The sequence below is a fragment of the Morganella sp. GD04133 genome (assembly GCF_029835375.1).
Lineage (GTDB): Bacteria > Pseudomonadota > Gammaproteobacteria > Enterobacterales > Enterobacteriaceae > Morganella > Morganella morganii_B.
Genome location: NZ_JAODZS010000010.1, coordinates 36,169 through 59,772 on the forward strand (window position 1 = coordinate 36,169; position 23,604 = coordinate 59,772).

General features: G+C 50.0%; 20 protein-coding genes and 1 other RNA gene. 9 read left to right on the plus strand and 12 right to left on the minus strand.

What is annotated here, in order from left to right:
- Positions 1-394 precede the first annotated feature (394 nt).
- From arcB to mtgA, 3 genes are all read left to right on the plus strand, one after another.
- Complete coding sequence (gene arcB / locus N7387_RS06280) at positions 395-2,725, plus strand: aerobic respiration two-component sensor histidine kinase ArcB (RefSeq protein WP_262862485.1); 2,331 nt, start codon at positions 395-397, stop codon at positions 2,723-2,725.
- Positions 2,726-2,966: 241 nt separating this feature from the next.
- Positions 2,967-3,617 carry an isoprenoid biosynthesis glyoxalase ElbB gene (elbB, locus tag N7387_RS06285; RefSeq protein WP_279797820.1) on the plus strand — a complete coding sequence of 217 codons (651 nt, stop codon included), beginning with the start codon at positions 2,967-2,969 and terminating at the stop codon, positions 3,615-3,617.
- A gap of 6 nt (positions 3,618-3,623) precedes the next feature.
- Complete coding sequence (mtgA, locus tag N7387_RS06290; RefSeq protein WP_279797821.1) at positions 3,624-4,346, plus strand: monofunctional biosynthetic peptidoglycan transglycosylase; 723 nt, start codon at positions 3,624-3,626, stop codon at positions 4,344-4,346.
- 236 nt (positions 4,347-4,582) lie between these two features.
- Here the strand turns inward: mtgA and dolP are convergent, their stop codons facing one another.
- The 4 genes from dolP to N7387_RS06310 form a co-directional block, all read right to left on the minus strand.
- Complete coding sequence (gene dolP / locus N7387_RS06295; RefSeq protein ID WP_279797822.1) at positions 4,583-5,155, minus strand: division/outer membrane stress-associated lipid-binding lipoprotein; 573 nt, start codon at positions 5,153-5,155, stop codon at positions 4,583-4,585.
- Between the two features lie 9 nt (positions 5,156-5,164).
- A complete protein-coding gene (gene diaA / locus N7387_RS06300; RefSeq protein ID WP_025151814.1) occupies positions 5,165-5,755 on the minus strand; it encodes a DnaA initiator-associating protein DiaA in 591 nt (196 codons plus the stop codon).
- 34 nt (positions 5,756-5,789) lie between these two features.
- Positions 5,790-6,152 (minus strand): YraN family protein, encoded by a 363-nt coding sequence (locus N7387_RS06305; RefSeq protein ID WP_025151813.1) that lies wholly within the window; start codon positions 6,150-6,152, stop codon positions 5,790-5,792.
- 85 nt (positions 6,153-6,237) lie between these two features.
- Positions 6,238-7,998: a penicillin-binding protein activator gene (locus tag N7387_RS06310; protein WP_279797826.1), complete on the minus strand. Its 1,761-nt coding sequence runs from the start codon at positions 7,996-7,998 to the stop codon at positions 6,238-6,240.
- Between the two features lie 60 nt (positions 7,999-8,058).
- Here N7387_RS06310 and rsmI point away from each other — a divergent pair, with 60 nt between their 5' ends.
- Both rsmI and rnpB read left to right on the plus strand, forming a co-directional pair.
- The gene (gene rsmI, locus N7387_RS06315) at positions 8,059-8,931 is read left to right on the plus strand and encodes a 16S rRNA (cytidine(1402)-2'-O)-methyltransferase (protein WP_279797829.1); all 873 of its coding nucleotides are present in this window, start codon (positions 8,059-8,061) and stop codon (positions 8,929-8,931) included.
- Positions 8,932-9,007: 76 nt separating this feature from the next.
- Positions 9,008-9,379: RNase P RNA component class A (gene rnpB / locus N7387_RS06320), an RNA gene on the plus strand.
- Between the two features lie 50 nt (positions 9,380-9,429).
- Here the strand turns inward: rnpB and N7387_RS06325 are convergent.
- The gene (locus N7387_RS06325; protein WP_279797832.1) at positions 9,430-10,128 is read right to left on the minus strand and encodes a pirin family protein; all 699 of its coding nucleotides are present in this window, start codon (positions 10,126-10,128) and stop codon (positions 9,430-9,432) included.
- 106 nt (positions 10,129-10,234) lie between these two features.
- Between N7387_RS06325 and N7387_RS06330 the strand changes: the two genes are divergently transcribed.
- A complete protein-coding gene (locus N7387_RS06330) occupies positions 10,235-11,131 on the plus strand; it encodes a LysR family transcriptional regulator (protein ID WP_262882038.1) in 897 nt (298 codons plus the stop codon).
- 215 nt (positions 11,132-11,346) lie between these two features.
- The gene (locus N7387_RS06335; protein ID WP_262860990.1) at positions 11,347-12,102 is read left to right on the plus strand and encodes a glycosyltransferase family 25 protein; all 756 of its coding nucleotides are present in this window, start codon (positions 11,347-11,349) and stop codon (positions 12,100-12,102) included.
- 40 nt (positions 12,103-12,142) lie between these two features.
- On the opposite strand, the gene N7387_RS06340 is transcribed toward N7387_RS06335, so the two are convergent.
- The 6 genes from N7387_RS06340 to N7387_RS06365 form a co-directional block, all read right to left on the minus strand.
- Positions 12,143-12,529, minus strand: coding sequence for a DoxX family protein (locus tag N7387_RS06340; protein WP_045138543.1), 387 nt, complete (start codon positions 12,527-12,529; stop codon positions 12,143-12,145).
- 186 nt (positions 12,530-12,715) lie between these two features.
- Positions 12,716-13,018, minus strand: a complete 303-nt coding sequence (locus N7387_RS06345; protein WP_262860989.1) for a YqjK-like family protein — start codon at positions 13,016-13,018, stop codon at positions 12,716-12,718.
- Positions 13,011-13,424: a phage holin family protein gene (locus N7387_RS06350; RefSeq protein ID WP_262860988.1), complete on the minus strand. Its 414-nt coding sequence runs from the start codon at positions 13,422-13,424 to the stop codon at positions 13,011-13,013. The genes N7387_RS06345 and N7387_RS06350 overlap by 8 nt, the downstream gene beginning before the upstream one ends.
- Positions 13,425-13,427: 3 nt before the next feature.
- A complete protein-coding gene (locus N7387_RS06355) occupies positions 13,428-13,730 on the minus strand; it encodes a YqjD family protein (protein WP_262860987.1) in 303 nt (100 codons plus the stop codon).
- Between the two features lie 217 nt (positions 13,731-13,947).
- Positions 13,948-14,628 carry a DedA family protein gene (locus tag N7387_RS06360; protein WP_279797839.1) on the minus strand — a complete coding sequence of 227 codons (681 nt, stop codon included), beginning with the start codon at positions 14,626-14,628 and terminating at the stop codon, positions 13,948-13,950.
- A 263-nt stretch (positions 14,629-14,891) separates the two neighbouring features.
- Positions 14,892-15,842 carry a VirK/YbjX family protein gene (locus N7387_RS06365; RefSeq protein WP_274369690.1) on the minus strand — a complete coding sequence of 317 codons (951 nt, stop codon included), beginning with the start codon at positions 15,840-15,842 and terminating at the stop codon, positions 14,892-14,894.
- Positions 15,843-16,592: 750 nt separating this feature from the next.
- Here N7387_RS06365 and N7387_RS06370 point away from each other — a divergent pair.
- Both N7387_RS06370 and N7387_RS06375 read left to right on the plus strand, forming a co-directional pair.
- Positions 16,593-18,302, plus strand: coding sequence for a pyridoxal-dependent decarboxylase (locus tag N7387_RS06370; RefSeq protein ID WP_279797841.1), 1,710 nt, complete (start codon positions 16,593-16,595; stop codon positions 18,300-18,302).
- A 374-nt stretch (positions 18,303-18,676) separates the two neighbouring features.
- A complete protein-coding gene (locus tag N7387_RS06375) occupies positions 18,677-19,993 on the plus strand; it encodes a sodium-dependent transporter (RefSeq protein ID WP_262861700.1) in 1,317 nt (438 codons plus the stop codon).
- 54 nt (positions 19,994-20,047) lie between these two features.
- Here N7387_RS06375 and N7387_RS06380 read toward each other — a convergent pair whose 3' ends face one another.
- Positions 20,048-22,780 carry an autotransporter outer membrane beta-barrel domain-containing protein gene (locus tag N7387_RS06380; RefSeq protein WP_279797842.1) on the minus strand — a complete coding sequence of 911 codons (2,733 nt, stop codon included), beginning with the start codon at positions 22,778-22,780 and terminating at the stop codon, positions 20,048-20,050.
- Positions 22,781-23,604: the final 824 nt, after the last annotated feature.

A 23,604-nucleotide genomic window follows, 5' to 3' on the forward strand; every position in this document is an offset into this window, starting at 1 on the left:
CAGGGGGCTGACAGTATGTGAGCCTGATTTTTGCGATAATTGAATGAAAAAAAACTATTTTCAGGATTTTAATCCGCTGTTTCCGCAACCGGAGTGCCAATTTTTTGTGTGATGCACATCACTGTTTTTTGCGGGTTATTACCGCGCAGCGTGGGCATTTTTATTTATAACCTGATTTTATCTGCTCTGTTTCTGCTAATTTGCAGATAAATGTCGTATTTTTAATTTTATTCAGATAAAAAAACAGTGCCGGGGGATAATCCGGTCATATTATCCGGCGGAAAATGCGTACAGCGCCGGTGAGTTTGATTTTTTACTTAATCCGCGCCGGAAACGCGGTGATCCGCCAATTTTACGCTATGATACTAATCCTCATTCAGCGGGTGGAGCAGGTATGAAATTGCTACGCGGTTTAGCACAATATTATGTTGATTTACTGATGAAACTGGGCCTGGTCCGGTTTTCGTTATTGCTGGCATCGGGACTGGTGGTACTGGCAATGGTGGTGCAGATTGCTGTCACCATGCTGCTTCAGGGGGAAGTGCAGAGTATTGACCTGGTGCGCTCGGTCTTTTTCGGCCTGCTGATCACGCCGTGGGCGGTCTATTTTATGTCGGTAGTGGTTGAACAGCTTGAGGAGTCCCGCCAGCGCCTGTCCGGGCTGGTCAGTAAACTGGAAGTGATGCGTAAGCGGGATCTTGAGCTCAATGAACAGCTGAAAGAGAACATTACCCAGCTGAATCAGGAAATTACCGAGCGCGAAAAAGTTGAGGATGAACAGGTTGTTCTGCTGGATAAACTGAAGAAAGAGATCAGCCGCCGCGAACAGACCCAGCTTGAGTTTGAACAGCAATCAGTCCTGCTGCGTTCCTTCCTTGATGCCTCGCCCGATCTGGTTTATTACCGCAATGAGAAAAATGAGTTTTCCGGTTGTAACCGCGCCATGGAACTCCTCACCGGCCGCAGCGAAAAACTGCTGCGCGGCCTGACCCCGCGCGATATTTATGACCCCGAAATCGCCGATAAAGTGATGGAAACCGACGAAAAAGTGTTTCGTCATAATGTCTCGCTCACCTATGAACAGTGGCTGGTCTACCCGGACGGGCGCAAAGCCTGCTTTGAGCTGCGCAAAGTGCCGTTCTATGACAGTGTCGGCAAGCGCCACGGCCTGATGGGTTTTGGTCGTGATATCACCGAGCGCAAGCGCTATCAGGAAGCGATTGAAAACGCCAGCCGCGAGAAAACCACCTTTATCTCCACCATCAGCCATGAACTGCGCACACCGCTGAACGGCATTGTCGGGCTGAGCCGCATTCTGCTGGATACGGATCTCAATCCGGAGCAGGAAAATTACCTGAAAACCATTCATGTCAGCGCCGTGACCCTCGGCAATATCTTCAATGACGTGATTGAGATGGACAAACTGGAGCGGCGCAATGTCCGCCTCGATACCCAGCCGGTGAATTTCACTGAATTCATTTCTGATCTGGAAAACCTGTCCGGCCTGCTGGTGCAGCCGAAAGGGTTGCAGTTCACCCTCGATCTGATCCAGCCGGTACCGACCGTGATCATGGCAGACGGCACCCGTCTGCGCCAGATCCTGTGGAATCTTATCGGTAACGGTGTGAAGTTTACCCGCGAAGGCGGCATTACGGTGAAAGTGTGGCGCGAAGCCAATGACATGCTCTGTTTTGAGGTGCGGGATTCCGGCATCGGTATTCCGAAGGATGAACTGGAGAAAATTTTCGCCATGTATTACCAGGTCACGGACAGTGCGGGCGGACGCCCGGCCACCGGCACCGGTATCGGCCTGGCGGTCTCCCGTCGTCTGGCACAGGCAATGGGCGGTGATATCACTGTGACCAGTGAGCCGGGCAAAGGCTCCTGCTTCACGCTGTCGGTCTGCGCACCGGCCCGGGAGGCACCGGAAGAGGAAGATGATGGTGACCTGCTGCCTGCCCTGAATATCCTGCTGGTGGAGGATATCGAGCTGAATGTGGTGGTGGCGCGTTCTGTCCTGGAAAAACTGGGTAACACGGTGGATGTTGCGATGAACGGCCGTGACGCGCTGGCGATGTTCTCGCCGGAGGAGTATGACCTTGTGCTGCTGGATATCCAGCTGCCGGATATGAGCGGGCTGGATATCGCCCGTGAGCTGCATCAGCGTTATCAGGCGGATGAGTTACCGCCGCTGGTGGCACTGACCGCCAATGTGCTGAAGGACAAAAAAGAGTATCTGGATGCCGGGATGGATGACGTACTGAGTAAACCGCTTGCTGTGGGCGCTCTGACGCAGATGATAGCGAAATTCTGGGGGGATGGCAGCGAGGCACTGCCTGCGGAGGAAAGCCGCTCAGCGGCATCTGAGGACGTGTATGCGCAATCACTGGATCTGGAGATGCTGAACCAGTATATCGAACTGGTGGGACCGAAACTGATTGCAGACAGCCTGGATGTATTTGAAAAAATGATGCCGGGCTACCTGGCGATTCTCAATTCCAATATGGTGGCGAAAGATCGCAAAGGTATTGCGGAGGAAGGGCACAAAATCAAAGGCGCGGCCGGGTCTGTCGGGCTTATCCGTCTGCGGCAGGTTGCGCAGCAGATTCAGTCACCGGAACTGCCGGCATGGGATGATAACGTGCAGGAATGGGTCGATGAACTGAATCACGATTGGGAAAGTCAGGTGGGGATTTTAAGAAACTGGCTGGCAAATCGCAGGTAAAAAATAACCCCAACCGAGGTTGGGGTGCGCGAATACTGCGCCAACACCAGGGAAACTGGTTCACCCGCGACAACTATTTATCGTTATTTAGGCGAGTGATGAAATAGGCTCTTACATCATACAGGCTTCAACATAGCAAAGATAAGTATTTTTGTTACAAGATTCATTAAAAACTGTGATGAAGATTGGTGTTTGGGCCTCTAAAGGGTTAAGCATTAATCTACTACAAAAGGAGTCAGATATGAAATCGGTTGGTATCGTTTTAAGCGGATGCGGTGTTTTCGACGGCAGTGAAATCCATGAATCCGTTCTTTCACTGCTCAGTGTAACCCAATCCGGCGCACAGGTGTATTTTTTTGCACCGGATGAACCTCAACGCACTGTTATCAATCACCTTTCCGGTGAGGAAAAGTCAGAAAAACGTAATATGCTGGAAGAGTCTGCACGGATTTCCCGCGGAGAAATCCGTTCGCTGGCTGACGCGGATGCCTCACAGCTGGATGCCCTGATTGTTCCGGGGGGATTTGGGGCGGCAAAAAATCTGTGCGATTTTGCGGTAAAAGGCGCTGACTGTGAAATAGATAAATATTTTTTATTGTTAACGCGTGAGATGTTGTCTCAGGGCAAGCCGATGGGATTTATGTGTATTGCACCGGTAATGATCCCGAAAATCGTTAATTCATCAGTGCAACTTACTATTGGTGATGATTCGGATATTGCGGCTGCGATCGCAAAAATGGGCGGTGTGCATGTCAGTTGTACGGTGGATAATATCGTCGTAGACGAAACCCATAAAATCGTGACAACCCCTGCTTATATGCTGGCTGAGGATATCGCACAGGCTCAGATCGGGATTGATAAACTCGTGAAGAAAGTGCTGGAAATGGCCTGATAAAGGATGAGGAAAATGATGGGGAGGATATTGCGGTTTCTGCGGAAAATAGTTGTTTTTGTTATGTTGTTATGGGTAACAATGATAATTTTATTCGCATTCCTCCCGGTTCCTTACTCCATGGTGATGCTGGAAAGGCAGCTGTCGGCATGGTCAACATTCAATTTTTCTTATGTCGCCCGCAGCACATGGGCGGGCGAAGACGCTATTTCCCCGCAGCTGAAGCTGGCGGTGATTGCGTCTGAGGATCAGAATTTCCCGCACCACTACGGTTTTGATTTCGGCGCTATCTCTGATGTACTGTCAAAACGCGGTAAGAAAGGCGGGGCTGCACGCGGTGCATCCACACTGAGCCAGCAGACGGTCAAGAACCTGTTTCTGTGGGATGGGCGCAGCTGGGTACGAAAAGGGCTGGAAACGCTGCTGACACCCGGTATTGAGCTGGTCTGGTCAAAGTCACGGATCCTGACGGTGTATCTCAATATCGCAGAGTTCGGGCCGGGTATTTTTGGTGCGGAAGCGGCGGCGCAGCATTTTTTCGGTAAAAGCGCGAAAAACCTGACTGCTGCTGAGGCCGCATTACTGGCAGCCGTACTGCCAAATCCGCACCGTTTGCATGCGGATAAACCTTCTGCGTATCTTCGTCAGCGCCAGCAGTGGATATTGCATCAGATGCAGTTACTGGGCGGAACCGGGTTCCTGAAGAAAAATAATCTGGCTGACAATTAACCACGGTATAATGAATTTATCTTACGGATTTATTTTTTGCAGAAATCCTAAATAATTATGATAGTCGCTGCGGTTCAGACTGTTTCGGTATAATGTTCTTATTATTTGTTATTTACTGATATATCCTGCACTTTATCTGTTTTCGGGCGGGGGGACAAAAAGCCGGTGCCCGGTACAGGTATAAAAAAACCTGACATTAAGTCAGGTTTCTTATCGGTTTCTGAAAGCGGACGGAATTAATTCAGCCAGGTAAAGGCGGTGGTGACTTTTTTCGCGCCATCCGTTTCACTGGCCACTTTTGCAGCCGCCGCCCCTTCCTGACGGGTAACCACCCCTAACAGGAAAATCTCACCGTTTTCAGTGATCACTTTGATATTGGCGGATTTTACCGCATCACTGGTCAGCAGTTTGGAGCGGACTTTTGTTGTGATCCAGGCATCTTTGGAGGCGGTCCCCAAATCAATAGGCTCTCCCTGACGAACTTCGTTATACACCAGTTCGGTGCCGTCCACCTTGGCGGCAATCTCTTTTGCCCGCCGGGCGAGGGAGAGATCGTTTGCCTGACCAATCAGCAGAACTTTCCCCTGATAAGCCACCGGAATAATCCGCTGCTGTTTGATATCTTTATCTTTATTGAGCTGGCCGCTGACACGGGCTTCCAGTGTGCCGTCATCGACCTGTGTGCCGACAGAGCGGGGATCTGTGGCGGCTTTGGTCGCCACAGCTGCCGATCCGACAAGTGCTGCGCCGATACATCCCTGTAACAGTAACGCGCTGCAGATTAATGCTGCCACGGGCACAATTCTCATAATATCTCCTTAGTCTTCCTGGTGGGGGAAAAGGGTATTGTCGATTAAATCACATAAACAATTCACCGTCAGCATATGCACTTCCTGTATGCGGACACTGTGCTGTGAAGGTACGCGGATTTCCGCATCACGCGGACCCAGCAGACCCGCCAGCTCCCCGCCATCGTAGCCGGTCAGGGCGACGATCGTCATATCACGGGTCACCGCTGCCTCAACCGCTTTGATGATATTGCGGCTGTTACCGTGTGTGGATATTGCCAGCAGCACATCACCGGTCTGACCGATGGCACGGACCTGCTTGGCATAAATTTCATCCTGCTGCCGGTTGGCGGCGATCGCGGTCATCACCACATTATCGGTATTCAGTGCCAGTGCGGGCAGGCTCGGGCGCTCGGTTTCAAACCGGTGGATCATACTGGTGGCGAAGCGTGAAGCTGTCGCCGCCGAACCGCCGTTACCGCAGCAGAGGATTTTATTGCCGTTCAGCAGCGACTGAACCATCATAAGGGCTGCCCGTGAAATGGCATCCGGCAGGGCTTCTGCGGCTGCAATCTGCGTCTGAATACTTTCAGTAAAACACTGTTTAATTCTGTCTAACACGTATAAGTCCTGCTATCAGCAACGGATGACGACATTAACAAAAATCGGCGTGACCAAAGGCATTTTTCAGCCAGTCAATATGGTCACCGGTTATCGCGCAAATGTCAAAACGGCAGTCACAGGTCAGCATACTCAGCTGTTGCTGAGATAACCAGCAGGAAGCGGCATAAAGTAAGCGGCGCTGCTTGGTTTTTGTGACACTGGCGGCTGCTCCGCCATAGTGCGCATTGCGGCGGTAGCGGACCTCGGTAAACACCCAGGTGCCGCTGTCCCGCATAATCAAATCAATTTCGCCCCGGCGGAAACGGACATTCTGTGCAACAAATGTCAGTCCCTGCCGTTCCAGCCAGCGGCGGGCAAACAGTTCATGACGACGGCCTGTCAGCCATGTAAGCATAAATACGCTCCCTGTATATCAGCAATATCCTGTATACCGGCAAGATAAAGGTGACATCCTGTCACCTGTAAAATTCAGATAAAGACTAGTTTACAGCATCCAGCGGGGCAAGATTACCCTGCTTAAAGACCAGCCACGGCAGGTGGCGGTAAACGGTGCAGTTATCAGTGACAGTGATATCTCCGCTGGCACCATTCATGCGCAGAGTATGACGCTGCATATCACCGAACTGATTCGCCAGGCGCCATGCATCCATACCCATTGCATAGAGGCGGACACGGGTATAGTCGTTGCCGAATTTCCCGGCTGCCTGATTCAGTAACTGCGGGTTACTACCCGCAATCAGCGGAATATCCGTCAGTTTCAGCCCTTCCATCTCAAACTGAAAATCTTTACCGGTTCCGGCTTTATTGCTGCGGGAGCTGGCATAAAACGCCGGGCGTCCGCGCGCGCTGGTGGCAAATTCCAGTGCCGGTTTGATGTAAATCAGCTGATCAGAGGTGGCGATAATATAGACCGAGTCCACGCCGCCGCTGACAGGCTGCGGCTGTACCACCGTGTCTTCCGGCTGCGCTACTGCTGATGAGGACGGCTGCACCGGGACACCGGTCAGTGAAAGCGCGCTGCCCGGATTGCCGGAGAAGGTCTGGTGCAGTACCACACCACCGCCGTTTTTCTGCCACTCATCGGCAAAGCTTTGTGCGATCCGGCGGCCGAAGCTGTTATCCGGTGTCAGCACCAGCGGCGCGGTTTTATTATCCTGAAGGATAAACTGCGCCGCGTTGCGGGCTTCATCTTCCGGTGAGAGCGAGAAATAGCAGACATTAGGACGGGCGATTGGTGTATCTAATTCATTGAGCGCCAGAATGTTCAGCGGGGTGTTTGCTGCCGCCAGCGTGGCAACATCCCCTTTGAGCAACGGCCCGACGATCAGATCCATTCCGTCAGCCTGTGCCTGTGCCAGCAGGGTTGCCAGCGGCTGGCTGTCGGTATCATAGATTTTTACATCAGTCACTGTGCGGGATTCGCCGCTGTACGGCAGTGCCTGCGGGGCAGATACCGGGCTTGCAGCCGTTGCGCCGTCTGCGGTGCTGTCATTAGTCGGTGCGCCGTTTGCTTCGTCCGGGGTGGTGATGTTTTTATCCGGATCCGCCGGGCTGAGTGTGGTCTGCGCCGGTACCGGCTCTGTGCTGACCGGCTGTGCAGCCGGCATTTCAGCAGCGCGGTAACCGGTACTGTATACCGTCCCGTTTTGTGCATCGGTAAAGCCCTGACGGATAGCATCACCCATCAGTTTCGCCTGACCGCTCAGCGGCAGGAACAGGGCGACACGGGCATTGTTACCGGTCTGACCGTAGGTGCTGCTCAGTATCTGGATAAGATCCTGCGGCAGGGATTTGGCGGCCGGGTTATCCGGGTAGCGGATTTGCCAGTCACCGAGTGCAGCGGAAAGCGCTTTCAGATCCTGCTGGTTGTTCTGATACAGAAAAAGCAGGTCAATCCAGCCCTGTAATACACTTTCATCCGCGTTAACCTGAATGTTATTGCGCTCATCCGGGGTAAAACGTGTTAGCATCAGCCAGGTTTCATCAATATTCTGCTGATGTGCATCCGGATCAGAAAGCAGCGGCTCCTGCGCGATATAGGCACGGATAGCATCAACGGACGGTTTTCCGGCCGCAGCGTCAATAACCTTCTGATATTGCTGAACCAATGTTTCCGGCTGGCCTTTGCCGGTAGTACCCGCATGCTGGTTATCGGGTGTACACCCTGAGAGAACCAGTGTGGAAAAGAGTGCGGTACAAAGTAATTGCCTGCGGTAACGCGATAAAGTTAAGGAAAACATACTGTACCCGGTTATAGTTTTCTGAAAGCTCAATTCTAATGTGATCATCTGGACGAAACAATGAATCAACCTAATCAAGCCGTGGTTGCGGCAGCGACACTTTATGTTGTGCCGACACCGATCGGTAATCTGAAGGACATCACGGCACGCGCGCTTGAGGTGCTCACGAATGTCGATCTGATTGCAGCGGAAGATACCCGGCATACCGGCTTATTACTTTCTCACTTCGGTATTAATAACCGGTTGTTTGCGCTGCATGATCATAATGAACAGTATAAAGCAGATCAATTAATTACCAAATTACAGTCCGGGGTCAGTATCGCATTAGTGTCCGATGCAGGTACACCTTTAATTAACGATCCCGGTTATCATCTGGTCCGCCACGCCCGTGATGCGGGGCTTACTGTGATCCCGCTGCCAGGCGCCTGTGCCGCTGTCACCGCGCTGAGTGCTGCCGGTCTGCCGTCTGATCGATTTTGTTACGAAGGGTTTCTGCCCGCCAAAACCAAGAGCCGTCAGGACACATTGCGGGCACTGGCCGATGAACCGCGCACGCTGATTTTTTATGAATCCACCCACCGTATTCTGGACACACTGGCTGATATGGTCACCGTCTGGGGGGAAGACCGCTATGTGGTACTGGCGCGGGAGCTGACCAAAACCTGGGAGTCTATTCAGGGAAAACCGGTCGGGGAACTGCTGGCCTGGGTTCTGGAAGACGAAAACCGCCGCAAGGGGGAGATGGTGCTGATTGCGGAAGGGGCGAAACCGGTTCAGGATGAGGAATTCAGCCCGGAAATTTTGCGTGCGCTGGCGATTGTACAGAAAGAACTGCCGCCGAAAAAAGCGGCTGCCGTGGTGGCAGAGCTGTACGGTGTGAAGAAAAATGCCCTTTACCGTTACACCCTGGAGGGGAATTCCGCTGCGGAGTGATGCATTTCCCGCCATCCGCTCTTTCGTCGCGGAGTTATTCTGTACATCCGCGGGAAAGCTGCTTATAATCCGCAGCGGAGTCAGCCAGGCAATCGCTGCTTTATCGTTGTCCCTTCGGGAGACGGGTAAAGGGGAGGAAAGTCCGGGCTCCGCAGGGCAGGGTGCCAGATAACGTCTGGGAGGCGCGAGCCTACGACCAGTGCAACAGAGAGCAAACCGCCGATGGCCCGCAAGGGCACAGGTAAGGGTGAAAGGGTGCGGTAAGAGCGCACCGCGCGGCTGGTAACAGTCCGTGGCACGGTAAACTCCACCCGGAGCAAGGCCAAATAGGGGTTCACAGGGTGCGGCCCGCACTGAACCCGGGTAGGCTGCTTGAGCCAGTGCGTGAGTGCTGGCCCAGAGGAATGATTGTCCACGACAGAACCCGGCTTAACGGCTGACTCCTCACTATCACAACCCCGCGTCTGACGCGGGGTTGTTTCATTTCAGGGCCGTGTATCAGGTAAGAATATCAATCAGCAATGCCCGGCAGGGCGTTTTCGCCTGAAAGATCACTTCCCGGCTGTCCTGTATAAACGCACCGTCACCACACTCAATTATCCCCTGTTTTTGCCCGTCATCCGCCGTCACGGTGCCGTGAACTGACTGATAAAATGCCCGTTTGCCGTACAGCGGCAGTGTCAGGGATTCACCGGCAGGGAGCAGAATATGGGAAATCCGCACACCCTGCTGTAGATCAAGACTGCCGTTTTCACCGTCCGGTGAGGCAATCAGTTGTACCGGTTGCTGTGTCAGCATCAGTTTTTGTGAACTGCCGCGCAGGCTGCCGCGTGCGGCTTTCAGCCAGATCTGAATCCGGGTCAGCGGGGACGCCTGACAGGGATTGGTTTCGGTGTAACTGGTATCCTTGCGCGGTGAGAAAAACAGACACTCATCCTGTCTGCTCTCCAGATACAGCCCGTCATTATCACGAATATCGTGCTTCCCTCTGAGGATCAGGTTTACAATATCCACATCGGGATAGGATTTTGGCTGGAAACCGGCTCCGGGTGCCAGTATCTCCTGATTCAGTGCTTTCAGCGGACCGTACCCCATAAATCCGGGGTCAAAATAGTGTCCGAAAGAGAAGGCATATTTTGCCTGTAACCAGCCATAGTCGGCGGACCCGGCCTGTCCGGCGGTTCTGTGTATAATCATAATGGTCTGCCTGTTATTCAACATAGTGAAATAATAAAGGGCTGGACGCTGAATTGTTAGCCAGTTAATCTGGTGGCGACATTCAAAATTTCTGACTGAGATAATGATGAGTAAAGACAAAGCGTTAACGCTGGAATCATTGCGCGTGATGGATGCCATCGACCGCCGGGGAAGTTTTGCGGCGGCGGCAGAAGAACTGGGGCGTGTACCATCTGCCCTGAGCTATACCATGCAGAAACTGGAAGAAGAGCTGGATGTTGTTCTGTTTGACCGCTCGGGTCACCGGACAAAATTCACCAATGTCGGGCGGATGCTGCTGGAACGCGGTCGCCTGCTGCTGGAGGCAGCGGATAAACTGACCAGTGATGCGGAAGCCCTGGCAAGAGGCTGGGAGCCGCATCTGACCATTGTCTGTGAGGCGTTGATCCCGGCAGCCTCGCTGTTCCCGCTGGTGGACAAACTGGCACAGAAATCCACCACTCAGCTGACCCTGGCGACCGAAGTGCTTGCCGGGGCCTGGGAGCGGCTGGAAACCGGGCGCGCCGATATCGTGATTGCGCCGGATATGCATTTCCGCACCTCCTCTGAAATCAACTCCCGCCCGCTCTATTCCGTGGTGAATGTGTACGTGGCAGCACCGGATCACCCTATCCATAAAGAGCCGGAGCCGTTATCCGATACCACCCGGGTGAAATACCGGGGAATTGCGGTGGCGGATACTGCCCGTGAACGGCCGGTGCTGACGGTGTTACTGCTGGACAAACAACAGCGTCTGACGGTCAGTTCTATTGATGATAAACGCCGGGCTCTGCTTGCCGGGCTGGGGGTGGCGAGTATGCCGTACCCGCTGGTGGAAAAAGATATTCAGGAAGGTCGCCTGAAAGTGATCGGTTCCGAATACAGCCACGAAACCAATGTGATTATGGCGTGGCGCCGTGACAGCATGGGTGAGGCTAAAGCATGGTGTCTGCGGGAAATTCCGAAATTGTTCAGCGGAAAATAAATTTTTATATGACTGAACCGCATCAGTATGCCCGCCCTGTTATGCAGGGCGGGCATTTTTTTGCGTACCGGCGGTTTGTTGCGGCATCTTCCCGGAAACGCGTTCATCAATAATAAGAACAACAGCAATTGACGGTAACTATTTATCCGTTAGCCTTTACCGGATACCAGCGATCATAGCAGAAATATTTCATCAATGAATGTGCAGGGGGCAATGTGGATCTGAAGCGGTTTATGTCGGATGCGGATTTTGCATTTGATCATGATTTTTTTGAGAAGGTTATTTATATCAATCTTACATCACGACCGGATCGCAAATTCGATATTCTGGAAGCACTGGCAAATATTGAAATTCCGCACCATAAAATTGTCTGTTTTGAGGCGATCGCGAAAAGTCCGGGGTTTCTGGGATGTGCGCTTTCTCATGCCGCAGTGATGAAGATGATTATCGACAATGACTGGGGGCCGGTATTGGTCGTCGAGGATGATAACAATTTTTATGATGATGATGAGCATATCCGGCAGGCGAATGTTTTTTTATCGGCTTTGCGGGAAAAAGACTGGGATGTCGCGTTACTGGGCGGAAATTATTATAATGCCTATGAGCATGAACCGGAGTGGTATTCACTGAAACTGAAATATTCACATTGTACAAATGCCTATATTGTGAACCGGGGTTATGCGGAGACACTGTATCAGGCCTTTAGTGAGTCTGTTTGCCGGATTACTGCAGGCGATGAACCGAATGAATCGCACAGTATTGATGTTGTCTGGAACGAGCTGATGGATAAAGATAACTGGTATGGCTTATACCCGTGTATTGCCTATCAGGAAGCCGGATTTTCGGATATTCGTATGGCAACACTGAATTATGAATATTTGTTTAATAAACCGTTATCCGATCTGACATTCTTTACCCGCGATGGTCATATAAAAAAAACAGAAACATCCGCCGGCACGGATGTTTCATAATATTATTATTATATTGCTGTGTGGCTTTACCTGAATGTGATTACCATTTCTTTTTCAGTAAATAATCGATACTGAATTTACCCGGTCCGGTTACCGCCAGCAGTAAATAACCGCCTGCAATGGTAAAGTTTTTCATAAACATTAACTGGTTGGCACCTTCCGCAAAATTGCTGTGGAACAGCAGGGCGGTCAGCACAGTAAAAGCAAAGGTGAAAATCGCGGTTGTGCGGGTTAAGAAACCAAACAGGATGGCCAGCCCGCCGCCCAGTTCAAGCAGAATAGTTAACGGCAGTAATGCCCCCGGAACACCCATTGCCTGCATATATTGCTGAGTACCTGCATAAGCATCCCCTAATTTGCCGTATCCGGCCACAATAAATAAGACAGGCATCATGATACGGGCGACTAAAATAGCGTAGTTGTTCATTGTGAGATCCTTATTAGCTCAACAATACTGAATAGTAAATATGAGGACTGTGTCACATATTATTTTGTTTAAATGGCACGATGTGCCAATCCGTTTCGTTGGGATAATAGTAAGTGCGAATGAGAAGGATTGTTAGCAAGAATTCTTAATAAACAAATTCAAAAATTTTGAATGCGGGGGAATATATCAGTGCTGTTTATTGCGGGGTAAACTGTTCTGTAGTGTGCGGAAGACACCCCACAGTCCCAGGGCGCGTTGCCCCCAGCGGACGAGTTTTTTCGGGTGGCGGACAGCAAAGACGGAAAACAGGCTGACACCCGCCACAACCAGCGGACGCAGTTGTGATAATGTTTGCCAGGTGCGATCGAATGGCTCGGTTTTTTTCAGCCACTGATCCGTGGCCTGTGACAGATCGCTGCGCTGGGCAGCGATCGTGTCAATCAGTGCCTGTTTTTTGCGGGCGCGTTCAGCACGCTGATGCTTATTCATGATCCGGCTCCTGCTTTTTTCTTTCCAGAAGTTGCCGGTCGATAGCCAGCTGTTCGCGGGTCGCGCCCAGTAAGGATGAACGGCGGGCTTTACGGACGGCACACAGGGCAAAAATCAGCGCCCCGCCGAGAAGAACCGATGTCATGATAATCATTGCGGTCAGGCGGTAGACAGGATCGACCGCCCACATAACCAGAATCATCAGGCTCATCAGCCCGAATGCCGTCAGCAACAGAGCGGCACCGGCCAGTAAAATCAGCTGGATCAGGCTGGATTTCTCTTCTTCCAGCTCCGTGGCGACAAGCCGGAGCCGGGTCTCAGCCATGCTGATCACAATGGTGGCGATACGTGTCAGTGTATCAAGGAGCCCTTTGCCGGGCCCCTGCGGACGCTCCTGATCGGTCATAACTCAGCGGCGGGCCAGTAAAACGCCTAACACCACACCGACAGCGGCACCGATACCGACACCGGTCCACGGATTTTCGCGGACATAATTATCGGCCTTGCCGGCGATCTCTTTTGTCTGCTGCACAACCTGCTCTTTTCCTTCCGCCAGGCGGGTACGGGATTTTTCCAGTGCGGCCTGTGCTTTTTTCTTCAGCGAATCCACTTCTTCCTTGGATTTGCTTTCTGCCGTACTCAGCACAGATTCCAGGGTGTCAGCCAATGATTTCAGTTCAGCGCGTAACTCTTCATTTGTATGATGTGACATAGGAACTCCTCGTGGTGGTTATACCGTAGCAGATTCAAAATAACCGCTTTTTATCTGCAATTAAAGGTAAATTATAGTTTATTTTCCGGCATCGTTCTGCACATTACGGGGGATACCGGGATAATTCAGACGAAATGACGCTGAAATGGCGGACGGGGAGATAATGTATCCCGGCCGGCTGCTGTAATTGCACCGGCCGGAAAAATAGTCTGTTGATTTACTGCGCGTGCGTGTCGTCAGACGGCTTTGTCCGCCTGCGTTTCCACACCACCCACAGGCTGGCGATCAGACCAAAGACCAGCAGCACCACCGGGATCAGCATCAGGATATTCATCAGATGATGCTCATACTTGCGGAAAATCGGGCTGATACCGAGGCCGTAACCGAGGGTGGTTAAAATGCCGACCCACAGGAAGCCGCTCAGCCAGTTGAAAAACTGAAAACGGCGTGAATTCAGACCGGCGATCCCGGCCAGCATCGGCAGCAGGGTACGGATAAACGCCAGGAAACGACCGACTAACAGTGCCGCCAGGCCGTGACGGTGGAATAAATTGTGTGCCCGCTGATGGTAATGCGGGGGCAGATGAGACAGCCAGCCTTTCACAATCCGGGTATTACTGAGCCAGCGCCCCTGTAAATAGCCTACCCAGCAACCGAGACTGGCGCCGGCGGTGAGAACTATCAGGGTTGTCGGGAAATCGAGCGTATCTTTGGCGATCAGAACACCGACAAGAATCAGCAGGCTGTCGCCGGGTAAAAATGCAGCGGGAAGCAGGCCGTTTTCCAGGAAGAGAATGGCAAACAGCATAATGTAAATCGCCCACAACAGGGACGGATTTGACAGGGTTTCATAGTCCTGATGCCAGAGGGCAAAAAAAAGTTGCTGCATTGTTTCCATCAATTATTCCCGGATCTGAAGTAAACTTATTTTATGTTATGGGGCATTTCTGCGGATATGGCCGGAACCCCTGATATATACGCTGGTAAATCCGGCCACTTTAGCAAATTAGGCGTAGCGGAGACAGTGAATTTTTCCCGCCGCCCTGAAACAATATTAAGATTAAATTCAGCCTTTTGCAGATTATATTTTACGGAAAATCAATACGTTCTGTAATGAAATGTCAATTACCGGTCAAACCTGCTGTAAATGAAGGATTTTTCTTAAATAACGTTATGTTGAACAGCTGTTTTATTTTCCGCCGGCGGCAGTTGCAGGCGTTCACACACGGCCTGTGCCACAGTATCCAGTAACTGATAACGGCGGCGGTATTCGGCACGTTTTTTACTGGCTATTTCCTCCGCCGGTTTACGCGGCAGGGTCAGCGGAAGTATATATTCCTGCTGCGGGTTGGCGGTGCCCCCGACAGATTCCCAGAAAGTATTATAATCGGCCACCCATTGTGTCAGTTTTTTATGGCGGTAACGGCGGCTGCGGTAAATATGCGTTTCATTACTGGACGCAATAATCTGCCGGCACTGAAACAGTGAAGCGATAAGGCAGATGACTTCCGTGAGAATACGTTTGGGAAATACACCGTGGCAGTTTTTGGTCGCCGCGCGGATAGCATGGTGCGCCTGTTCGCTGACCCCGCCCTGGAGTGCGCCGATAAACAGCGTCCGTTTTTCGTTCAGGTTCAGCAGCGTGAAGGCACTGCGGGCCAGAATCTCTCCGGCATCATCCCGCATCTCCAGCGTCAGTTCACCCTCTTTGTTAAACGCATCCTGCACATCCAGCCAGAGGTGGCAAAGACCCTCTTTCCCCTCAACCGGGCAGAGATAAAAACGCTCGTTACTGTAGATTTGGCTGAATACTTCCGGCGGCAGAACGGCTTTGGTGATCCGGTAATGGTCACAGATAGCCGCAGACTTATTTTTCCGGTGAAAATTAATACTCAGATACGGACGCTGTAATTTGGTCGGCAGCAGCGGCTGCTTTTTCAGGATCGCATCACAGCAGGCGGTATCTGTCAGACCGGACAGGTATTTCATAGTAGACAGCGGCATAAACAGGCTGCGAGCCGCAAATTTAAAGCGGTTACGGGCGGAATCCCAGTGTATACCGGGGCAAAATTCTTTGGTAATGAGTTGTTTGAACAGCTGGAGGCCGGACATAGTAGTGCCTTTGATAAATGAAATTATTACACAATGAAACAATTCATCCATTTTAACGGCAGAATAAAGATAAAAATTAAAGAAAGCTTATTACCGGACCCGGGCTTAGCGAATTATAAGGGTTTCAGGGAAAAAACCAGTGGTTACAAAACCACAACAACCGGCGTAATAATAGCCGGTTAATTATGTAAAAATAATATTTTCATTTAAAATCAATTTTTTAATTATGTATTTCATGCCACGGACAGAAAATCGTTTATCAGCATTCATTAGCTATATTCAGGGTATTTTTATTATCCGGCAGTATTTTATCTGGCGGGAGAAGTGAATAGCGACGGAAAACGGAAAAAGAAGCAAAATAACCGTGATTTTTCAGCAGAAGAAAAATCACGGCAGAAAATGAATGATAATGAAAATTAAACAATACATCACCAATCATTGAGATGGTATTGTTAATATTTTGTTTTTATTGGTCTCATTCAGAATAAAAAACCAGTAAATGTCTTATTATGTAAATTTAAAATCTTATTTTTTCTTATTTTATGGATTATAAATTTGTGATCTCTTCGTCATTTCTCAAAAAAATTTAATCGCTAAAAAGGTGGGGTATTTTATCTATTTAATTGATTTTGTTTTATTTATTTTTATTTAATCACTGTGATTTATAGTTAGGCTATCATTTAAAATGCAATGAATTTGGCGCAAAGTAATGACATTACCTTAGTGTAATTTATTATTTTGGAGCTCATTGTGAATCAGTCAGAACTTATCACGCTCGCGTCCGCGAATGCGTTAAATAAAGATTTCGACGTTAAGTATCAAAATGTCATCAGTGATTTTTTCAGCCGGGATCCCGGCAAATGGCCGATTTTTAATCATCCGCAAATTCGGGCAATTACACAATTCCGTCAGACCACTGACGCGGATGTGCAGCAGATCAACCGCTATCCGCAGGGGAAAGCGCTGTTTGCTCAGCTGGCGGGTGAGTCACATGTCCGTCAGAACGTGATCCGCCCGGGAGAAGGGCAGGATGATTTACTGGTGTTTGCCTCCGCGCTGTGCAAAAACTGGGAAAACCCGCTGGCCGTGGAAAACGTGATTGCCATGCCGTCAGACCCGGCCGTTTACGGCTCCATGCTGGGATTACTGGGTAATCCGAACATGGTGTACTGCGAGTACTCCGGCGTGGCGGATAACATGGAAAAAACCGTTATCCGTAAAGTGGCTAATCTGATTGGCTATGATGCAGATAAAGCGTCCGGTCTGTTCACCCAGGGCGGAACCATGTGCAACCTGTACGGTTATCTGTTCGGGATCCGTAAATCGCTGAAGCAGTCAAAACACCTAGGAATGTCGGTTGATCAGGATTTCCGTATCATCAACTCACAGGGCGGTCACTACTCCAATATGACTAACCTGTCCCTGTTAGGTGTGGATATCACCAATAAAACAATCCGTATCCGGGTCACGTCAGATAACACCATCGACCTGGCGGATCTGGAACAGCAAATCCGTGCCTGCTATACCGTCCACTGTAAGATTCCGGTCATTTTACTGACCGCAGGAACAACCGATACCTTTGGTGTGGATGAGATCAAACAGGTTTATGATCTGCGCAACCGTCTGTGTGAAGAATTTGAAATGACCGAAAAACCGCATATTCACGTGGATGCGGCGGTCGGCTGGCCGATTATTTTCTTTATTGATTATGATTTTAATACCAACCCGCTGGCGATTAACGACGCCACCCTGGCTGGTCTGCGTCACAATGTGGCGAAATTTAAACAGCTGAAATATGCGGATTCCATCACTATCGACTTTCATAAATGGGGTTATGTGCCGTATACCTCCAGTCTGGTGATGGTACGTGACGGTGATGATTTTAAAGCACTGGAAAATGACCCGGAGAACTTCACCTATTTTGAGCATGCGCTGGAAGGGCAGACTCACCTGCAATCCACCATTGAGTGCAGCCGCAGCGGTGTCAGCGTGTTCGGCGCGTATGCCGGATTGCATTACCTGGGTGCTGAAGGCTATCAGACCATCATTGCGCACTGTCTGCAAAATGCGAACTATATGCGCAATCAGCTGTTATCGCTGGGGAATGCTTGTGTGATGGCACCGGAAAATCAGGGGCCGAGTGTCGGTTTCCGTCTCTATTCACCGAAACTGGTCAATGATCCGCAGGCAATGTTTGCGCATGAGCTGACCTGTGCCGGAGATAAAACGGCCTATGACATGATGGTGCGCAACAGTCGCTGGCACCGTGAACTGTTCCTGAAACGCGGCAAAGCGGGACTGTTTACCAACTGGGTGGATTCTATCGCCTGCTCGGCTTATGCGGAGCATAACCGGTTTGCCTATATTCCGGGGGAAAAAGCGGTCTTTATGAATCCGGTGACGCAGCGTCATCACATCGACGCGTTTACTGAAATGCTGAAAACCATGAGCGCAGAATAAAAAAGGGTGTTTTTTTCTTTTCTGTTTATGGTATAACAGAAAAAGAGCATCACGGCAGTGTCATATAACGGCACTGTCTGTGAAGCAAAATTAACGATTTTCAGAGAAGAGTAAACCGATGAACTGCATGATGAACCGTCAGCTAAGCCTAAACCTACTACTCAGTTAGGTGGCTTCGTTTATCTGTTTTTCTTCATAAGCCACCAGCAAGGTGGCTTTTTTGTGCGTGTAAACCTGCTGGTGGAACTGTTTTTTTTAGGGAGAGTTCCTATGATGTCAGGTTTTACCGCAAGGATTATTATCAGCGCAGCTTCACGATCGGTCTGTTGTTCTGCCGCCGCTTCTGTCTCTCAGATGACACCGCAGGAGGCCGTATGAGTCAGCAATGGACATCCCGTTTTGGTCATATTTTAGCCGCTGCCGGGTCGGCCATCGGCATCGGTGCTATCTGGAAATTTTCGTATGTTGCCGCCAATAACGGCGGTGGTGCCTTCCTGGTGGTTTTCCTCTTATTCAGTTTTGTTATCGGTCTTGCGGTATTACTGGCTGAAAATATCCTCGGCAGCAGCACCCGCAGCGAAGCCGTCAACGCCTTCAAAAAAATGATGGGACGCCACTGGGCGTGGATCGGGGTGATCGGCGTATTCAGCTCGTGGTGTATTTACAGCTTCTACAGCGTGGTCGGCGGCTGGACTATCGGTTACACCGTGATGGCCGCCGCCGGTGAGCTGAACATTACCGACAGCAGTCAGCTGACCGGCATTTTCACCCGCTTTATCAGTAACCCGTGGTGGCCGGTGATCGCCCACCTGGTATTTGCCGGCATGACCTGCTTTGTGGTGCTGGCCGGGGTGCAGCGCGGGCTGGAAAAATCCGTGAAAGTGATGATGCCGTTACTGTTTATTATTATGATCGTGCTGATTATCGTCGGGATAAGCTTACCCGGCTCATCCGCCGGACTGAAACTGTTCCTGTACCCGGATTTCAGCAAACTGACCGGCAAAGGCGTACTGGATGCACTGGGGCTGGCCTTCTTCTCTCTTTCTATCGGGCTGGGGATCCACATTACATACAGCGCGTATTTATCTGATAACAAAAGCATTGCCAACTCCAGCATGTGGGTAGTGATCCTCTCCTGCATGGTGTGTGTGCTGGCCGGACTGATGATTTTCCCGGCATTATCAGCAGCAGGCCTGGAGGCGAATGCCGGTCCGGGTCTGACCTTTATGACCATGCCGGTGTATTTTGCCCATCTGCCGGGCGGTTCTGTGCTGGCGGTGACATTCTTTGTCCTGTTGCTGATGGCGGCACTGACATCCGCAATCTCACTGCTGGAACACATTGTGGCGTATGTTCAGACGCGTTTTCAGTGGACACGCCGCAGAGCGGGTCTGGTGGTGACAGCATCGATTATGCTGATGGGGATCCCGGTGTCATTATCTTTCGGGCCGTTAAGTGATGTGACCTTAGGCGGGAAAACAATTTTTGATGTTCTTGATTATCTGACATCCAATATCCTGATGCCGCTGTTCGGTATTGCCGTCTGCCTGATTTTCGGCTGGTCACGTAAAGCGAATGCGCTGATCCCGGAAAATATCACCGGACTGAAGCGTCAGAGTTTATTACTGGTCTGGCGTTATGTGGGACCGATCTGTATCGGCGTGATTCTGGTACACGGTCTGATCAGTTAATAACAGACAAAAAAACGGCCTGCATGTTCGCAGGCCGTTTTGCTTTACGGACAATCAGAACCGGTAGTTCACACCCAGGAAACCGCTGTACGGCGTTTCCTGTTTACTGCCGTTGGCGTAGTTGAATTCGCCGTAGACAGCCCAGTTATCATTCAGTTTTGCATCAACACCAATGCCGTATTTCCCGGTGGTGCCGGACATATCATTGGTTCGCTTCCCTTGTTTATTCAGTTCCACATCGCCGTTTTTCAGGAACTCATGGTTCACGGCCACGCGGATATACGGTTTGATTTGTGTGCCGTTTTCCAGCACAAAATTTTTCCCGAAGGTGGCACCCAGCTCACCGCTGAACGAGCGGGCGGCATCGGCTTTGATACTCATCTCATTACTGTAGCGGTAATCCGCGCCCTGGCCGCGGAAGGCGGCAACCATGGCATACGGTTCGATAAAGTAATTCTCTTTTTCGAAGTACTTACCGGTTTCAACAGAGAAGCCGATACCGTTGGTGTTACTGTTGGCGGAGGTTTTGCCGTCATTAAACTGCGCATCATAATCACTGCGGAAATGGTTGGCTTTCACCACACCGTCCACATAGATACCGGATTTATGCTGCCAGGTGGTGTAAACGCCGAGGCTGTAACTGTTAATGGTACCGTCGTTTTTATCCATTTTCAGAGAGGAGTGAGAATACCCGGCAACAACGCCGCTCCAGAGATAGCCGTTTTCCAGCTCCGTCATTTTGTCACCACCGGCGACAATCCCGCTGATGTCATGACGGTAGGCGACTTCATTATTACTGATGTTGTGGCGTCCGCCGGTGACTTTCGACCAGACACCGAGATTCACCTGCGGGTTATTGCGCAGTTCGCCGAGACGGGCGCGCAGTGTGCTCAGTTCGCTCCGCCAGATTTGCGGCAGGGCGTTGGCAATCATCATTGCGGTTTTACCCGGCTCAGAGAGATCCGGTCGTTCAGGTTCCGGATCCACAGGGTCAACCGGATCCACAGGATCAACCGGCGGAGTCTCTTTGGTAGGTGACAGATACCATTCATCCGATGAATCTTTATCCTGCACCAGATAATATTTATACGCCCCGAGATCCACACTCTTGTTGGTCATAGTAAATGTATCGTTCTGACTGCCGGCGGCGTGGATCAGATGATAGCGATCCGGGTCGGAGGTGTTACTGACCAGTGCTTTACCGGAATCCATCACACGGACACCAAACTTACCGTCTGTTTTATCCGAGACACTAAGGAAATCCCCGCTGCCGTCCGCGAGGCTGGTATTCATCACAAACAGGCCGTTACCGGAGAGTTCTTTGATGTTGAGCTGACTGTTGCGCCCGGTATTGCTGCTGCCCGGTTCACCAAAGACGGCGACACCATTGTTCACCAGGTTATCGACAGTGACAACGGATTCACCGGTATCACCGTTATGGCGGATATAGAGATACGCATTATCACCGGTCAGATTCACATTCTGAGCATACGATCCTTTGCCGAAGTTGCTGAGCCACGGATGCTGATCCCCGCCTTCCATCACCAGAGAGCCGTCTTCCACATCCAGGTTATAGAAGGCGTAAGCACCGTAATCGAGGATGGTTTGTCCGCCGTTGCGGATAGTGGTACCTTCTGTGCCGCCGTAAGCCAGAACATGCTGGATTCCGCCGTCAACCAGGGTAGTGGCCGCTTCCGCATATTTGCCGACAAGCTGAAGGCCGCCTTTATAAATCGTGGTATCGGAGGCTTTGCCGTTCAGTCCGACATTCTGAACACCGCCTGCCATGACTTGTGTATGAATAGCCGTCGGATCATTACCCCATTTTGCATCAGGATCACTGTTCTCAACCCACCGGCCGTCTTTCCAGTCACCGTCATGGTTTGTCACCAGCTGCTGACCGTATATCACGGTATCCTCAACCGTCCCGGAGCGCACCCGCTGTGTGCCGCCTGCATAAATCGTGGTGTTTTTGGCACCGGTACGGTCATTAACATAAACCGACTGATAGCCGCCGTCATAGATATAGTTATTCAGTGCCAGCCCGGACACCGCGTGATAGCTTCCTGCGCCGGTAATATAGTTATTGGTGGCTGTACCACTATCCTGTGTATAGGTACCGCCATTCTGAATAAGGGTACTCCGGGTGTCTGCATCCGGATTACTGACAGGAATGTACAGCTCGCCGCCGTCAATCAGATTATTTTCAGCATAGGCGTTATAGCCGACAGTCAGCTTACCGTCTTTATTTACACGGGTATTATAAGCCGATACCCGCTGTTTGGTGTCAGATGCGGTGCGTAACTCCATCACACCGAAGGCATCCACGGTGGTGTTGTAAGATGTGGTGCCGTTATACATTTGCAGGTTAGCGACATGGCCCGCATCAATCCCTTTCAGGGTAATACCGATAACGCTGCTGTTATCAAAAGGGGTTGCTCTGAATGAATCGCCCAGGTGGGTCGTTGAGTGCCCGATGGTCGTGCCGATCAGGTGGGTATCATCCTGAAATCTGACATTCGGTTTTTTTGCTACAGAGTAATTGAGATCTATTCCGGTCAGGTATTTATAACCTTTTACCGTAAATCCTTTGCCTGCACTGACATCCGCCTGCACATCAGCATCCGCATTGCTATAGCTGCCGCTATTTTTAATACTATCAATACGTTTGGATTCATCACTGAAGGAAAATTCAGGAATTGGTTCAGGTATCACAGCATAACCGGCAGAGGCGTACGACATCCCCATTGCGGAAAGTATCAGAAAGGAAAGTTTATTCATTTTCATTTTTTTGCCCGTGGTGGTTTTTTAAAAACACGTGAAAATTTGTGTTATTTAATTAATAACTAAAAGAAAAATATTTTTTTTCGGGGGCGTAAAGAGAGTAATAAGATCCTAGGATTTTAGTTAAGATCAGTCAATGCAGGGAATTTAGGGAAATTTAATAATGTCTGTAATGCTGATTTTTTGCACAAAAAAGATCAGAAAGGATGAAAGTAAAATGATTATTTCAGGTGATGATCACTATTAAAATGAATAATAAACAGAATATAAATAATCAGCTAAGTATAAACAGATAACAATATTATAATAATAAACATCTTGTTGCTTTTTTATGGTGACATTATCTGTATTTACACTTATTTGTGGTGTTAATATCTGATTTGTTCAATTTAATGCAGATCGTAAGAATAATGAAAAATTCAACATTAATTGATTTAAATCAAAAACAACCAAAGGCCATATTGTATTAATTGATATTCACCGGTAAATGAATCAGATGTAATTTATTTAATTTGTTATTTATTTGTGCTTAACCGATTAAATTATACCGAATGAGAATGTATTTCATTTTTATTTTAAACATCCGCAGTTGTCCGAAATGTATTATTTCACCGGGTTCAGTTAATTCTGAAAACACCCCGGGTTGCATCTGATGAACCGGTGAAATGCATCCGGTAAATGCTGTCTTTTTTCCTGTCGGCAGTGAAAAACTCCACCATTCTTATTGCGGGTCGCCGGTACGTTATATTTTAAATTGATATGTATTAATAAAACCGATAAATAGATTAAATGTTAAAAATAGAAAAAATTCTCATTATCTGTAAAAT

Coding starts and splice junctions, on each gene's coding strand:
- arcB (WP_262862485.1), top strand. CDS start 395: ATGAAATTGCTACGCGGTTTAGCACAATATTATGTTGATTTACTGATG.
- elbB (WP_279797820.1), top strand. CDS start 2,967: ATGAAATCGGTTGGTATCGTTTTAAGCGGATGCGGTGTTTTCGACGGC.
- mtgA (WP_279797821.1), top strand. CDS start 3,624: ATGAGGAAAATGATGGGGAGGATATTGCGGTTTCTGCGGAAAATAGTT.
- dolP (WP_279797822.1), bottom strand. CDS start 5,155: ATGAGAATTGTGCCCGTGGCAGCATTAATCTGCAGCGCGTTACTGTTA.
- N7387_RS06305 (WP_025151813.1), bottom strand. CDS start 6,152: ATGCTTACATGGCTGACAGGCCGTCGTCATGAACTGTTTGCCCGCCGC.
- N7387_RS06310 (WP_279797826.1), bottom strand. CDS start 7,998: ATGTTTTCCTTAACTTTATCGCGTTACCGCAGGCAATTACTTTGTACC.
- rsmI (WP_279797829.1), top strand. CDS start 8,059: ATGAATCAACCTAATCAAGCCGTGGTTGCGGCAGCGACACTTTATGTT.
- N7387_RS06325 (WP_279797832.1), bottom strand. CDS start 10,128: ATGATTATACACAGAACCGCCGGACAGGCCGGGTCCGCCGACTATGGC.
- N7387_RS06330 (WP_262882038.1), top strand. CDS start 10,235: ATGAGTAAAGACAAAGCGTTAACGCTGGAATCATTGCGCGTGATGGAT.
- N7387_RS06340 (WP_045138543.1), bottom strand. CDS start 12,529: ATGAACAACTACGCTATTTTAGTCGCCCGTATCATGATGCCTGTCTTA.
- N7387_RS06345 (WP_262860989.1), bottom strand. CDS start 13,018: ATGAATAAGCATCAGCGTGCTGAACGCGCCCGCAAAAAACAGGCACTG.
- N7387_RS06350 (WP_262860988.1), bottom strand. CDS start 13,424: ATGACCGATCAGGAGCGTCCGCAGGGGCCCGGCAAAGGGCTCCTTGAT.
- N7387_RS06355 (WP_262860987.1), bottom strand. CDS start 13,730: ATGTCACATCATACAAATGAAGAGTTACGCGCTGAACTGAAATCATTG.
- N7387_RS06360 (WP_279797839.1), bottom strand. CDS start 14,628: ATGGAAACAATGCAGCAACTTTTTTTTGCCCTCTGGCATCAGGACTAT.
- N7387_RS06365 (WP_274369690.1), bottom strand. CDS start 15,842: ATGTCCGGCCTCCAGCTGTTCAAACAACTCATTACCAAAGAATTTTGC.
- N7387_RS06375 (WP_262861700.1), top strand. CDS start 18,677: ATGAGTCAGCAATGGACATCCCGTTTTGGTCATATTTTAGCCGCTGCC.
- N7387_RS06380 (WP_279797842.1), bottom strand. CDS start 22,780: ATGAAAATGAATAAACTTTCCTTTCTGATACTTTCCGCAATGGGGATG.